The organism is Caulobacter sp. FWC26, from assembly GCF_002742645.2.
In the GTDB taxonomy this organism is placed as follows: Bacteria; Pseudomonadota; Alphaproteobacteria; order Caulobacterales; family Caulobacteraceae; genus Caulobacter.
The window spans coordinates 3,667,183-3,680,803 of the sequence record NZ_CP033875.1 but is presented as its reverse complement, the minus strand read 5'-3'; the positions used below and the strand labels follow the sequence as shown (position 1 = coordinate 3,680,803).

Genomic DNA, 13,621 nt, shown 5'->3' with positions numbered 1-13,621 from the left:
CCATCTAAACCGGACAAAAGGGCTCTACTTCGTCTCCAGCTTGTCCTGGGTCCTGGTGTCGAAGTCGCTGGCGTCGTGGCGCTCGCGCAGTTGGCTGGACGGATCGCCGAAGGTGCGGTTGACCATCCGCCCGCGCCGCACCGCCGGCCGGGCGCCCAGCGCGTCGGCCCAGCGGATGACGTTCTTGTAGTCCTGCACCGACAGGAACTCGCCGGCCTCATACAGCACGCCCTTGGCCAGCCCCCCGTACCAGGGCCTGATGGCCATGTCGGCGATGGTGTACTCATCGCCGGCGATGAACGGGCGCTCGGCCAGATTGCGATCCAGCACGTCCATCTGGCGCTTCACCTCCATGGCGTAGCGGTTGATGGGGTACTCCATCTTGTAGGGCGCATAGGCGTAGAAGTGGCCAAACCCGCCCCCCAGGAACGGCGCGCTGCCCATCTGCCAGAACAGCCACGACAGGCACTCGGCCCGCGCCGCTGTCTCGGTCGGCAGAAAGGCCCCGAACTTTTCGGCCAGGTGCATCAGGATGGCGCCGGACTCGAAGATGCGGATCGGCTTGGACCCGCTGTGGTCGACCAGGGCCGGGATCTTGGAGTTCGGATTGGCTTCGACGAAGCCGCTGCCGAACTGGTCGCCCTCGCCGATATTGATCAGCCAGGCGTCATACTCCGCGCCCGCGTGGCCCAGGGCCAGCAGCTCCTCAAGCATGATCGTCACCTTTACGCCGTTCGGCGTGCCCAGCGAATAGAGCTGCAGCGGGTGCTTACCGACCGGCAGGGGCTTGTCGTGAGTGGCGCCGGCGATCGGGCGGTTGATCGCGGCGAACCGGCCGCCGCTCTCCTTGTCCCAGGTCCAGACCTTCGGCGGGACGTAGGTGGGGGTGTCGGTCATGCGGATCTCCTGCGCTCGTGACTTGGCCAATGTGGCGGCTCGCGGGCGAAGGCGCTAGGTCCACGCTGCCTCTGATTATTTGGCGGAAGGCCGCTCCCGCGACACGCCTACGCGGACATCGCGTCCATCAGGCTCGTAACCGGTTTCGGCGCGATTCACGCTCTAAGCGTTTGATTTAGCGCCTCGCGCTACGACTTGTCGCCCCTCAGAGGCTTCTCGTAGCGCCAGACTTCCAGGGGAAAAAAGCCTTCAGAGGTCTCGCTCTGCACGGTTTCGACCCGCGCCCGAGTCCAGCCTGACTTCTCATAGAAGCGGGCGGCGCGGTCGTTGCCGACGGCGCAGGCCAGCCAGGCGGTTTGCACACCCGCGTCAGCCAGATGCGTTTCGGCGTCGGCCATCAGCACCGCCGCAGCCCCGGTCCCGCGCGCCTCGGCCGCCAGGTAGAACTGGTTCAGCTCGTCGCCCTTGATCAGATGCAGGCCGAGCGGCGCGCCGACCGGGCCCAGCACGCGCACCTCGGGCAGGGCGGCGGCCATCCGCGCGGTGAAGCTCTCCAGCGTACGAAGGCGCACCAGGGCGTCGGGCACGATCGGCAGGTGCGCGTCTCGCCAGCCTTGCCACCAGAGCCGCGCCAGGATCGCCAGCTCGCGTGATTGCGCCGGGCGGACCGCCAGCCCCAGGTGACGCTCGGCCTCTGCGAGTCCGGCCGCGATATCGAGCGCGGCGTAGAGATCGCCGGCCTCGCGCCACGGCTGCAGGGCGGGACGGCCCAGCGCTTCGAGGGCCAGGGCGGTCAGGCGCAGGGCGTTGGCAAGGTCCAGACGGTGTTCCGGTCCCTGGGCGCCGTACAGCGTGGCGGCCTCCTCGGCGGCGGCGAGGGCGGCCTCGGGGTCTCCCGCCGTGCGATCAAGGTCGGAGACGTGCCGCAGGGCCTTGGCCAAGCTGACGGGGTCTCCCGCCGCACGGGCCTGGCGCAGGGCGTCGTCGTATAGCGTCCGCGCCTGTTCCGCCTCGCCGCGTTCGTGCAGGACGTTGGCCTCGGCCAGCAGCCAGTCGATGTCCCGCATGAGCCCTCCGTCGGATGCGCCCATACTGGCGGGGCGGCGCGGTTGCGCCAAGGTGTCAGGGGCGCAACGCACGCCGGATCGCCTTCGCCGCCAGCAGCGCCAAGGCCGCCAGCGCGGCGGGGACCAGCGCCAGCAGCCAGACCACGACCACCAGACCCAGCTGCAGCGCCGTGGTCAGGACGACCAGGGTCGGGGACTCTGGTCGGTGAACGAGGGCTCGGTCTCCCGCCAACATCCTGTCCGCACGCGATGATCAACCCGACGCGGACTTTATATCCCTAAAATGGGTTTCAACCCAGACAAGAATTCCGTGATCCACAACATCCGCGATGGCTGTCAGTGATTGTGGCGGGGCAGCTTCGCCGCGAGGTCCTGGTACTTGACCGCGAACTCCAGCACGCCGCCGGTGTCGAGCTGGCTGGCGTGGGCGCGGTAGATTTCCTGCCAGGGCGTCATGGTCGCCGGGACAGCCGGGACACCCTCCTGCTTGCGCGCAGCGATGGTCGCCTCGTCCACCAGGGCGTCGCAACGGCCGGTGTTGAGATCGATGCGGATGGTGTCGCCGGTGCGCAGCCACGAGAGACCGCCGCCCACCGCGCTCTCGGGCGAGGCGTTCAGGATCGACGGGCTGTCGGCGGTGCCCGACTGGCGGCCGTCGCCCAGGGTGGGCAGGCTCATGATCCCCTTCTTCAGGAGGTGATCCGGCGGCTGCATGTTGACGACCTCGGCCGAGCCGGGCCAGCCGATCGGCCCTGCGCCGCGGATCACCAGGATGCAGCGCTCGTCGATCTCCAGCGCCGGATCGTTGATCCGCTTGTGGTAGTCGTCGGAGCCGTCGAACACGACCGCGCGGGCTTCGAAGACGCCTTCCTGCCCGGGCTGCGACAAGTAGCGCTTGCGGAACTCCTCGCCGATCACGCTGGACTTCATGATCGCGAAGTCGAACAGGTTGCCCTTCAGCACCAGGAAGCCGGCCTTTTCGGCCAGGGGCTGGTGGTAGGGGAAGATCACCTCGCGGTCGCTGGTCTCGCGGCCTTGCAGGTTCTCGGCCATGGTCTTGCCGGTGACGGTCAGGACGTCGCCATGCAGGCGGCCCTGCTGCAGGAGCTCCCACAGCACCGCCGGCGCGCCGCCGGCCCGGTGGAAGCGCTCGCCCAGATACTTGCCGGCCGGCTGCATGTTGACGATCAGCGGGATGTCGTAGGCCGCACGCCAGTCGTCGGCGGTGATCTCGACGCCCGCGTGACGGGCCATGGCCACGATGTGCGGCTGGGCGTTGGTCGAGCCGCCCGCCGCCGCCACCAGGGCGATGGCGTTCTCGAAGGCTTTCTTGGTGAGAATGTCGAGCGGTTTGACGTCGTCATAGGCCAGGTCGACGATCCGCTGGCCGGTCTTGTAGGCCATCTGGCCGCGCTCGCGGTACGGGGCGGGGATGGCCGCGCAGCCGGTCAGCGACAGCCCCAAGGCCTCGGCCACGGCGTTCATGGTCGAGGCCGTGCCCATGGTGTTGCAGTGGCCCGCCGACGGCGCCGAGCTGGCGGCGCGGTCGATGAACTCTTCTTCGGTGATCTCGCCGGCCGCCAGCTTGCGACGCGAGCGCCAGATCACGGTGCCCGAGCCCACCAGCTCGTTCTCATGCCAGCCGTCCAGCATCGGACCGCCCGACAGCACGATGGCCGGGATATTGACCGTGGTGGCGGCCATGATGCCCGCCGGGGTGGTCTTGTCGCAGCCGGTGGTCAGAACCACGGCGTCGATCGGATAGCCGTGCAGGGTCTCGACGAGACCCAGGTACGAGAGGTTCCGGTCCAGCGCCGCCGTCGGGCGACGGCAGTTCTCGAAGATCGGGTGGACCGGAAACTCCATGGGGATGCCCCCGGCGTCGCGGATCCCGTCCCGCACCCGCTGGACCAGGTCCAGGTGGATGCGGTTGCAGGGCGAGATGTCGCTGCCGGTCTGGGCGATGCCGATGATCGGCTTGCCGCTGCGCAGCTCCTCCGGCGTGATCCCGTAGTTCATGAAGCGCTCCAGATAGAGCGCGGTCATGTCGATATGGTCGGGGTTATCGAACCAATCGCGGGACCGGAACCGGCGGGGCGTGCGGTTAGACAAGGCGGACCTCATGCTGGGGTTGGCCGGCGACGTCGACGTTGAACGCGAACAGGCCGCCGGACAGCGGATATTGCGCCAAGGCCTCGTCGCTCAAGCCCTTGCGGGCCGTGGTGAAGTAGAGGGTCTTCAGATCCGGGCCGCCGAAGCAGGGCTTGGTGACGTTCGGAGCAGGCAGTTCGATGCGGCCCAGGGCCTCGCCCGACGGCGAGAAGCGGATCGCGCCGAAGCCGCCCCACAGGGCCGTCCAGAGGCAGCCCTGGGCGTCGACCACGGAGCCATCGGGATAGACGTTCTCGTCGGCGAAGCGGACGAACACCCGCTTGTTCGACAGCGCGCCCGCCTCGTCGAGGTCATAGGCCCAGATCACGCGGCCCAGGGTGTCGGTGTGGTAGAAGGTCTTGCCGTCCGGCGAGACGCACGGGCCGTTGGTGATGCAGACGTCCTTGTCCATCCGCGCGATGCCGCTGGCGTCCATGCGGTAGAGCGAGCCGGTGGGGTTCTGTTCGCCATCGTGCATCGTGCCGAACCACAGCCGGCCGGCGGCGTCGACGGTGGCGTCGTTCGGGCGGTTGTCCAGAGCGGGGTCTTCGATCACCGCCAGCGGCGTGAAGGCGCCCATCACCGGGCTGAAGCGGTGCAGGCCCGACTTCAGGCCGACGATGAAGGCCCCGCGAACGCCGCCCAGCGGCGCGAGGAACGTCACCGGCTCGGGCGCCTCGAACGTCACGGTGTCGCCGGACGCCGGCGTATAGCCGTGAATCTTTTGGCCCTTGATGTCGACGAACCACAGAGTGTCGTTGTGCCAGATCGGGCCTTCGCCCAAGGTCGCCTTCAAGTCCCAGACGCAAGTCATTGCCGAAAAGTCTCCAGATTTCGGTGCAGCGCGTTCGATAAGGCCTGCCACGGCGTCAGGAAAGATCGGCGGGCCGAAAAAGCCCGTCCTCAGCGCCAGCCCGCGTCGATCCAGTATTCGTGGCCGGTGCAGAGCGCGGCGTCATCGGAGGCCAGGAACAGCACCAGCGAAGCGACGTTCTCGGGCAGGATGCGGCCCTTGAGGCACTGGGCGGCCACGATCTGGGCCTCGCCTTCCGGCGTGTACCACTTCTCCTGGCGCTTGGTCTTGACGTTGCCCGGCACCACGCAGGTGACGCGGATGTCGTCGGGGCCGAGCTCACGGGCCAGGGCCCGGGTCATGCCCTCGATGCCGGCCTTGGCGGTTTCGTAGAGGACGAGGTCTTCCAGCCCTAGGTGCCAGCTGATCGAGCCGAAGTTGATCACTGCGCCGCCGCCGCGCTTTTTCATGCCCGGCGCCACGGCCTGGGTGCAGAACAGCATGTGGCGCAGATTGACGTTGATCCGCTCGTCCCAATAGGCGCCGGTGACCTCGCCCAGGGTATGGCGATCGTCGTTGCCGGCGTTGTTGACCAGCACGTCGATGTCGCCGATCTCGGCGAAGGTCGCCTTGATCGCGTCGAGGTCCATCAGGTCGCAGCGCTTGTAGACCGGCGGGATCGGCGAGCCGGCCAGCTCGGCCTCCAGGGCCTTGGAGTCTTCGTCGGCGATGTCGAGGAAGATCACCTCTGCGCCCTGGCGCGCGAAGCCGGCGGTCAGGCCGGCCCCGATGCCCGAGCCGCCGCCGGTGATGACGACGCGCTTGCCCTTCAGGCTGGGATAGATGGCTGAGGACATGCTGCTTACGACCACGAGTAGGAGGTTTTGGTCTGGGTGAAGAACTCGACCGCCGCGAAGCCCTGTTCGCGGGCGCCGTACGAGCTGCTCTTCGTGCCGCCGAACGGCACATGATAGTCGACGCCGGCCGTGGCCAGGTTGACCATGGTCATGCCCGCGCGGGCGTAGCGCTGGAAGTGACGGGCGTGCTTGAGCGAAGTGGTGGCGATGCCGGCCGACAGGCCGAACTCGACGCCGTTGGCGATCTCCAGGGCCTCTTCGTAGCTCTTGACGCGGATGGTCGAGGCGACGGGGCCGAAGACCTCCTCATTGTTGATCCGCATCCCGGCCTCGGTGTCGGCGATCAGGGTCGGACGCACGTACCAGCCCGGATTGTCCAGCTTGATGCGGTCGCCGCCGGTGACCACACGGCCGCCTTCTGACGCAGCGATGTCGATATAGCGGTACGAAGTCTCCATCTGGTCTTCGGAGACGGCCGGGCCGATCTGGGTGTTGGGATCCAGCGCGTCACCGACGCGCAGGGCGGCGACCTTCTCGGCCAGCAGGGCGACGAACTTGTCGTGGATGCCGTCCTGGACGATCAGGCGCGAGCTGGCGGTGCAGCGTTGGCCGGTGGCGAAGTAGGAGCCGTCGAGCGCGATGGCGACGGCGCGTTCCAGGTCGGCGTCATCCAGCACGATCAGCGGGTTCTTGCCGCCCATCTCCAGCTGCACGCGGGCCTGGCGGGCCACGGCGGCGGCGGCGACCTGGGCGCCCACGCCCTGCGAGCCGGTGAACGAGATCCCGTCCACGTCCTTGTGCTTGATCAGGGCGTCGCCCATCGAGCCGCGGCCGAACAGCATGTTGAAGACGCCGGCCGGGGCGCCGCATTCGGCCATGATGTCGGCCAGCACATTGGCGGTGGCCGGGGTCGGGCCGGCAGGCTTGATCACCACGGTGTTGCCGAAGGCGAGCGCCGGGGCGGCCTTCCAGGCCGGGATGGCGATCGGGAAGTTCCAGGGCGTGATCAGGCCATAGACGCCGACGGCCTGACGGTAGGTCTGGATCTCGACGCCAGGACGGGTGCTTTCCAGGTTCTGGCCGTGGCGGCGCAGGGCCTCGCCAGCGAAGTACTTGAAGATGCGGCCGGCGCGGACGGTCTCGCCGATCCCTTCGGCCAGGGTCTTGCCCTCTTCGCGGGCCAGCAGGCGGCCGATATCAGCGCTGCGGGCGATGATGGTCGAGCCGACCTTGTCCAGGAGGTCCGAACGCACTTCCGGCGAGGCGTCGGCCCAGGCCGGGAAGGCCTTGCGGGCCGCGTCCACGGCGGCGTCGACCTCGGCCTGCCCACCCATCGGGACCTTGGCGACGACGTCGTTGGTGTTGGACGGGTTCAGGCTCTCGGCCGGCGCGTCAGCGGCGACGCGTTCGCCGCCGATGTAGTGGCGCAGGGTGTCGGTCATCGCGGGAGGCTTTCGATTAGAGGAGGCCGCGGCCGGCCAGGTTGCGGATCAGGGCCGAGATGCCGAACGTCCAGGGCTTGGCCTGGTCGCAGGTCGTGACCTCGTTCTCCAGCACGCCCAGCTTCGGCGTCGAGACGCGGACGCGGTCGCCGACCTTGTGGGTGAAGCCCTGGCCGGGCGCATCCCGGTCCTGAATCGGGGCGAACATGGTGCCCAGGAACAGCGCAAAGCCGTCCGGATACTGGTGCTGCTTGCCATAGGCCTGGCCCGCCAGCACGGCCGGATCGCGGCTGATCAGGCTCATGTTCGACTTGCCGTCGAGCACGAAGTTGTCCCGGCCGGTGATCTTCAGCTCGACCTCGGCCGAGCGGACGTCGTCCAGCGAGAAGGTGTCGTCGAACAGGCGGAAGAACGGACCGATGGCGCAGCTGGCGTTGTTGTCCTTGGCCTTGCTGAGCAGCAGGGCCGAGCGGCCCTCGAAGTCGCGCAGGTTCACGTCATTGCCCAGCGCCGCGCCGCGGATCTGTCCCGAACCGTCGCAAAGCAGCACGACTTCCGGCTCGGGGTTGTTCCAGTGGCTGTCGCTGCGGACGCCGACCTGATCGCCCCAGCCCATCGACGACAGCGTCGGGCCCTTGGTGAAGATCTCGGCGTCGGGACCGATCGCCACTTCCAGGTACTGCGACCAGAGACCGTCCTTGATCAGGGTCTGCTTCAGGCGCTCGGCGCCCTCCGAGCCCGGGTTCACGCTCTTGAGGTCGCCGCCCATGCTGGCCGACAGCTGCTCGCGGATCTTCAGGGCGGCGGCGGCGTCGCCGCGCGCGCGCTCCTCGATCACCCGCTCCAGGGTCGAGACCGCGAAGGTCACGCCGGCGGCCTTCAGGCACTGCAGGTCGACGGGCGCCAGGAGCTTGACCGGCGCAGCGCTGTTCGGGTCTTCCCAGACGGGGCGGATGTCGAGGGCTTCCAGCGGGCCCTTGTCCTCGCCGCGCGGGATCGCCGCGCCGGCCGGATAGGCGTTCATCAGGTCGGCGACGGTGGGGGCGATCTTCGACACGTCCTCGACGCGGCCGCCGCGCACCAGCACGGGCGTCGGGCCTTCGCCGAAATCCATGCGCCCCAGCAGGGTCGCGTCTTTCCAGTCTTCCGGCAGGAATTCACTCACGCCCACGGCGTCGTCTCCCCAAAACTCGTGCGTCTGAAGCGCCGACATCGTCGGCGGCGCGCGTTCGTCGGCACTTGGTAGCGCTAACATGTGGCGACGGCAAGTAGGTTGTCTGACCAATCATGGAATCGTCCGCCTCGCGGGCGGTCCATGCTAGAAGCGGCCGCCCCTCCACGATCCGGACCCTACGCCATGACCAACCTCACCCCCGACCAGGAAGCGGCCCTGCTGACCACGCTGACTCAGGTCTGCCGCGCGGCGGGCTATGTCGTTGAGGCCATCGACCGGGGCCTGGAGGTCTCGGGCGAGGACCAGGACGAGGGGGCCTTCTACCTGCTGCCCGACCACGGCTGGCTGCAGATTCGCTGCCTGGTGCTGGACAATGACGACCTGGACGAGGCCCGCGACCTGACCGCCCTGTTCGAGACCATGGCCAGGGCGCAGTTCCGGCTGATCGGCTGTCGCTTCGCCTTTGATCCCGGCACGGGCCTGTGGCTGGTGGAGGATCTCTATCCCGGCTTCGACCCGGCCAGCGTCCCGACGGTGATGGAGCAGTTGGCCTTCATCTGGTCCTCGCTGGAAGACCTGTTCGAGGCGGCCCTGGGCGGCGCCACCCCCAGCGACGAGGCCTTTGACGCCGCCTTCGATCTGGAAGCGGGCGGTCCGCCGAACTAGGGGTCTCACCCAAGCGCTTAAACCCGTGTCATCCCGGAAGCGCGGAGCGCTATCCGGGACCCAGGGGTGACGAAGCGCCGCGCGCGCCGCCCCTGGGGCCCGGCTCTCCGCTCCGCTTCGGCTGGGATGACACGCTTTGGGGTGGCGATGGATCGTGCACAGACTTTAGAGTTCGCGCTGAGGGACTGACGACGGGAACCGGCGGCGAGCTTCGCCGTTCCCGCTGACGTGTCTAGTCGGGAGGGCGTTACCGTGCCGAAGAACCTTTTGATCCTCACCGCCGCTGCCTTGTTGCTGGCCTCTACGGCTCAAGCCCAAGTCAAGCCGCCGGCCAAGCCCGACGAGCCGTCCGGCCGCTGGGGCGAGGCGGGCAAGAGGGCCGTCGATATCGGCACGCAGCCGGTGCGCGACGTCGGCCTCTCCAAACGCGACATCCCGCCGGTCCTGGTGAAGGCGTTTGAGGATCCCTACAGCCTCAAGGGCCTGAAATCGTGCCAGGCCCTGGCCAATGAGGTGAAGGCGCTGAACGCGGTGCTGGGTCCCGACTATGTGGTCGGCGCCGAATACGCCGAGAACCGCGCCGGCAAGCTGGCCGAAGCCGGCGGCAAGACCATCATCAACAGCATCATCCCGTTCCGCGGCCTCGTGCGCGAAGTCACCGGCGCGGCTCCCGCCGACCGCCAGATGAACGCCGCCGTCGACGCCGGCCTCGCCCGCCGCGGCTTCCTGCGCGGGGTGCACCTCAAGCAGGGCTGCAAGACGAAGTTCTGACGTCTCTCCCGGCGTTCGCCGAGGGCTTGAGGTCAGCGGCGCTGAAGCCGATAGTGCGCTGCGGTCCAATCCCGGCGGTTGCGGGGTACAAACAGATCGACACGATCCCCGGAGGCGGCCCTCGCGGGGATCTTTTTTTATCTCCTCCCGCTCTCCGACTTCCCCGGCGAACGCCGGGGCCCAGATCGAACCCGCTGGCGTCTCCGATGTGGCTGAGGCGGTGGGCGGGCCCACCCCAAACGCTCCGGATGAATCTGGGCCCCGGCCTTCGCCGGGGAGATCGGGTGACCTACCGCCCCGCCGCCGCACGCTCCTGGTTGAGCGCGAACAGGCGCTCCAGAACCTCGTCGTCGCTGAGGCCTTCGGGCCAGCCGTAGGCGGCGGCGACGGCGGCGTCCAGGCGCTGGTGGGCCATGTCCAGCCAGGCCGGACGCTGGTTGTAGAGGTTGGTCAGGGTGCGCTTCTTCAGCTCGGCCGCCGCTTCGGGGCTGACGGGCAGGATGCGGTCGGGATAGCCGGGCACGACCTCGGGCTCGATCTTCACCAGGTCCGGCGGATTCAGCCACGCCTCGCGCAGCCGGTTCAGCTCGGCCGCCGCCGCCGCGATCGCCTGGGCGCGCGGGTCGTTCGCATAGTCGGCGGCGGGGATGTTCGGCGTCAGGCCTTCGGGGAAGGGGAAGGTCTCGAAGGTGGTGGACGGGGTGTAGCGGGGGCGATCCTCAAGACTTGAACCCATCCGCAACGACCACAGCTCGTGGAAACGGGATTGGAGAACGCCGAAGGTGGTGTCGTCATCGCGAGCGATGGCGTCCAGCAGGTTTGAAGGCCAAGCGGTCGTGTCGAGCCAAACAAAGGTGCGGTACTTGGCTACCACGGGGGTCCCGATGTACCGTTGCTTACCAATCAGCGCCTGCCTCAGTTCTGGCCGAGCCCTGTGGTGCTTCCACCAAAACTCTCTATTGCGCGGCACGGTGCTAAGGTCGCGTTCGGGCTTCACGTGCTTGAGCGCGTATTCGAACGGCTTTTCGAAAAACGCCGCTTCGCGCTCGGTTGCCATGGCTTCGAAGTCGATCACCCACGTGTCACTTGAGCGACGGACGAGGTCAGCGCCGTTCAGCAAAGGCCGCAATACGGACGAGTTCGTAAGGCCGTTCGGGTTTCGGGGTTCGACCAACCACTCGCGAGCCAAATCACCGGGAATATCGAAGGCACCAAACTTCTGACCGCCCTCGAAACACACGTCGCCATTGTCCGTGAGACGCTCCGCGCGAACGATGTTTGCGGCTGAACCCGTAAGGTCGGCATTGATCAGAGTGGTCGGTCGCCCTTCGAGCCGCCGTTCGATAAATCCATTGCCGAAACAAGTCATGGAAACGCGAACAGCGGCGCCTTGGAGCGTCCAAGGCTCGTCGGCCCAAGCCTCGTATATGGCGACCGCGTCGGCGATGGGATCCAGGACCTTACGGCTGGCGCCATCACGGATCGAGTTCGTAGTCACGAAACCCGCTCTTACGGCGGTTGGCTCCTCTGAGGAAATCTTCCGCCAAGCCTTTTCAACCCAGTAGCAAACAAAGTCCGCGCCGCCCGCGACCCTGTCACGATAGACCGCACGAAGCTTCTCGACATGATTTTCGCCTAAATCGCCGAGCAGCTTCTTCCCGCCCAAGAACGGCGGATTGCCCACGATCACGTCCACCGCCGGCCACTCGGCCTCGGTGCCGTCCTTGTTCAGCAACGCGTCGCGGCATTCGATCTGGTCCAGCGACGACAGGATCGGTTCGGCCAGGCCCGTATAGTTGTTCTTGGCGTTCCATTGCAGGTCGCCGATCCACAGGGTCACGCGGGCCAGTTCGGCGGCGTATTCCTCGATCTCGATGCCGCGCACGCAGGCCAGGCCGACGCGCGGGGCCGGAACCTCCAGGCCCAGGCGCTGGGCGTCCACCAGGGCGCGGCGCTCGATGTCCTTCAGGGCGTGCAGGGCCACATACAGAAAGTTGCCGCTGCCGCAGGCCGGGTCCAGCACGCGAAAGCGCGACAGCCGGCCCAGGAACGCCTCCAGCTGGTCCTTGGCCTGGCCCAGCGCCGCGTCAGAGCGCTTGGCGATGGCGGTCAGGGCCTTGCGGCGGGCCGCCTCGCCGGCCTTGGCCTTGACGGGGTCCTGGCGCATGGCCTCGGCGGCGGCCTCCAGCACGGCCTTGCGCTCGACCTCGGCGGCGGCGCGGGCGTCCAGGGCCTCGCGGATCTTGGCCAGGGCCGCGTCCCACTCGGCCATCAGCGGCCAGGTGATCACCGGGTCGATGATCTTCAGGATCTTTTCGCGGTCGGTGTAGTGGGCGCCCAGGGCCGCCCGCTCGCGCGTGGCCTTCAGGGCCTCTTCGAACATGTTGCCGAACACCGAGGGGTCGAGGTCGGACCAGTCGTGCTCGGCGGCGGTGTCGCAGATTAGCTTGACGTCGGCCCGCTCCAGCGGCAGGGCCGGCTTGTCGTCGAACAGCCCGCCGTTGAACCACTTGATCACATCGGCCCCGAACAGGCCGCCGACGCTCATCTTGGCGAACAGCTCGTTGAACTGCGGGGCGGTCTCGGCCGCCGGGCGCAGCTGCATCGAGCGCGTCAGCCGGGTGAACAGCCCCTCGGGCAACAGCTTGGCGTCCTCGGCGAACATGCAGAAGACCAGGCGATTGAGGAAGTGGGCCACGTCGCGCGGGTTGTGACCGCGCTCCTGCAACCGCCGGCCCAGATCGCCGAACCTTTGGGCGACCTTGGCGGTCAGCTCCTGGGGACTGATCTTGGGTTTGAGGCTTTCGGAGCCCTCGAACACCAGCCGCAGCACGGCCAGTTGCTCGGGGTCCAGCATGTCGTCCAGGGTGAAGACCAGCTTGCGGCTGACCGTGTTCGTCCAGTTGGTGTGGACGATGATCCGCTCCATGTCGGAGACGACCAGATACGGCGGGTTCTGGAGGTCCAGCGCATAGGCCTGAAGCTGGCGCAGGGCCGCGTCCAGGTTCTTGTGCTTGCCCTTGTACTCCCAGCCGAAACAGCCCTTGCGCCAGACGTCAGCCCAGCCGTCGCCGCCGCCGGTCTTGGAGGCGCCGCGCTCGAAGCAGTAGCGCTCGCCGACGGGATCATCCTCGATGGGATTGGGGACGCCGAGCAACGCGCACAGGTCATTGAAATGCGACTGCGAGGCCTGCCGCTCGCGCAGCTGACTGTCGCTCCATTTCTTCACGAACTGCGCGGGCGTCATGGGGTCTCCGACTCAACCCTGGCAGCATAGCGATCCCGGCGGGCGGCGCATGTGTCCAGCGCTTTATCCACCGATTTCCCCGGCGAAGGCCGGGGAGAACGGGGTAATGAAAGCCCTCAATTCACGTCCGTCTTCTTCGGCGGTCCGGGCGGAAGGGGCGCGACCTTTACCCCGTCCTCGACCAGGGCCTTGACCTCGGCGGGGGAGGCCTCGCCGTAGATGCCGCGGTCTTCGGACTTGCCCTCGTGGATGGCGCGGGCCTCCTTGGCGAAGGCGTCGCCGACATAGTCGAAGTTCTCCTCGACGTGGCGGCGGACCTCGCCCATGGCCGTCATCATCATCTCGCGCATCTTGGGATCGACGGCGGGCTCGGCGGACCGCTGCGCTTTCGTGCCGGCGACGGCCGGGGCCATGATCTGCTTGGAGACGCCGGTCGAGCCGCACACGGGGCATTCGACCAGACCGCGCGCGGCCTGATCGTCATAGTCGGCCGAAGATCCGAACCAGCCTTCGAATTCATGAGTCCGGTCGCACCGGAGCGCGTACTTGATCATGC

Annotated in this window: 12 protein-coding genes; 2 read left to right on the top strand and 10 right to left on the bottom strand. The window is 67.7% G+C overall.

Annotated elements, in window-relative coordinates:
- Positions 1-24 precede the first annotated feature (24 nt).
- The 8 genes from yghU to CSW63_RS19055 form a co-directional block, all read right to left on the bottom strand.
- Positions 25-897, bottom strand: a complete 873-nt coding sequence (gene yghU, locus CSW63_RS19090; RefSeq protein WP_099503083.1) for a glutathione-dependent disulfide-bond oxidoreductase — start codon at positions 895-897, stop codon at positions 25-27.
- A gap of 188 nt (positions 898-1,085) precedes the next feature.
- Entirely contained in the window at positions 1,086-1,964 is an 879-nt protein-coding gene (locus CSW63_RS19085) for an N-acetyltransferase (protein ID WP_082749594.1), read from the bottom strand.
- A 55-nt stretch (positions 1,965-2,019) separates the two neighbouring features.
- On the bottom strand, positions 2,020-2,199 hold the full coding sequence (locus CSW63_RS19080; RefSeq protein ID WP_062097336.1) for a hypothetical protein: 180 nt from the start codon (positions 2,197-2,199) through the stop codon (positions 2,020-2,022).
- Positions 2,200-2,300: 101 nt separating this feature from the next.
- Positions 2,301-4,076: a xylonate dehydratase XylD gene (gene xylD / locus CSW63_RS19075; RefSeq protein WP_062097333.1), complete on the bottom strand. Its 1,776-nt coding sequence runs from the start codon at positions 4,074-4,076 to the stop codon at positions 2,301-2,303.
- Positions 4,069-4,929 carry an SMP-30/gluconolactonase/LRE family protein gene (locus CSW63_RS19070; RefSeq protein ID WP_062097331.1) on the bottom strand — a complete coding sequence of 287 codons (861 nt, stop codon included), beginning with the start codon at positions 4,927-4,929 and terminating at the stop codon, positions 4,069-4,071. The genes xylD and CSW63_RS19070 overlap by 8 nt, the downstream gene beginning before the upstream one ends.
- A gap of 89 nt (positions 4,930-5,018) precedes the next feature.
- Positions 5,019-5,765 carry a D-xylose 1-dehydrogenase gene (xylB, locus tag CSW63_RS19065; protein WP_062097329.1) on the bottom strand — a complete coding sequence of 249 codons (747 nt, stop codon included), beginning with the start codon at positions 5,763-5,765 and terminating at the stop codon, positions 5,019-5,021.
- A gap of 5 nt (positions 5,766-5,770) precedes the next feature.
- The gene (locus tag CSW63_RS19060; RefSeq protein WP_062097327.1) at positions 5,771-7,207 is read right to left on the bottom strand and encodes an aldehyde dehydrogenase family protein; all 1,437 of its coding nucleotides are present in this window, start codon (positions 7,205-7,207) and stop codon (positions 5,771-5,773) included.
- 16 nt (positions 7,208-7,223) lie between these two features.
- A complete protein-coding gene (locus tag CSW63_RS19055; protein WP_062097348.1) occupies positions 7,224-8,378 on the bottom strand; it encodes a fumarylacetoacetate hydrolase family protein in 1,155 nt (384 codons plus the stop codon).
- Between the two features lie 186 nt (positions 8,379-8,564).
- On the opposite strand from CSW63_RS19055, the gene CSW63_RS19050 reads away from it, so the two are divergent.
- Positions 8,565-9,047 carry a hypothetical protein gene (locus tag CSW63_RS19050; RefSeq protein ID WP_062097325.1) on the top strand — a complete coding sequence of 161 codons (483 nt, stop codon included), beginning with the start codon at positions 8,565-8,567 and terminating at the stop codon, positions 9,045-9,047.
- A gap of 252 nt (positions 9,048-9,299) precedes the next feature.
- Entirely contained in the window at positions 9,300-9,818 is a 519-nt protein-coding gene (locus tag CSW63_RS19045; RefSeq protein ID WP_082749588.1) for a hypothetical protein, read from the top strand.
- Between the two features lie 289 nt (positions 9,819-10,107).
- Here the strand turns inward: CSW63_RS19045 and CSW63_RS19035 are convergent, their stop codons facing one another.
- Positions 10,108-13,065 carry a class I SAM-dependent DNA methyltransferase gene (locus CSW63_RS19035; protein ID WP_062097323.1) on the bottom strand — a complete coding sequence of 986 codons (2,958 nt, stop codon included), beginning with the start codon at positions 13,063-13,065 and terminating at the stop codon, positions 10,108-10,110.
- Between the two features lie 116 nt (positions 13,066-13,181).
- Entirely contained in the window at positions 13,182-13,619 is a 438-nt protein-coding gene (locus CSW63_RS19030) for a DUF1178 family protein (RefSeq protein ID WP_062097321.1), read from the bottom strand.
- Positions 13,620-13,621: the final 2 nt, after the last annotated feature.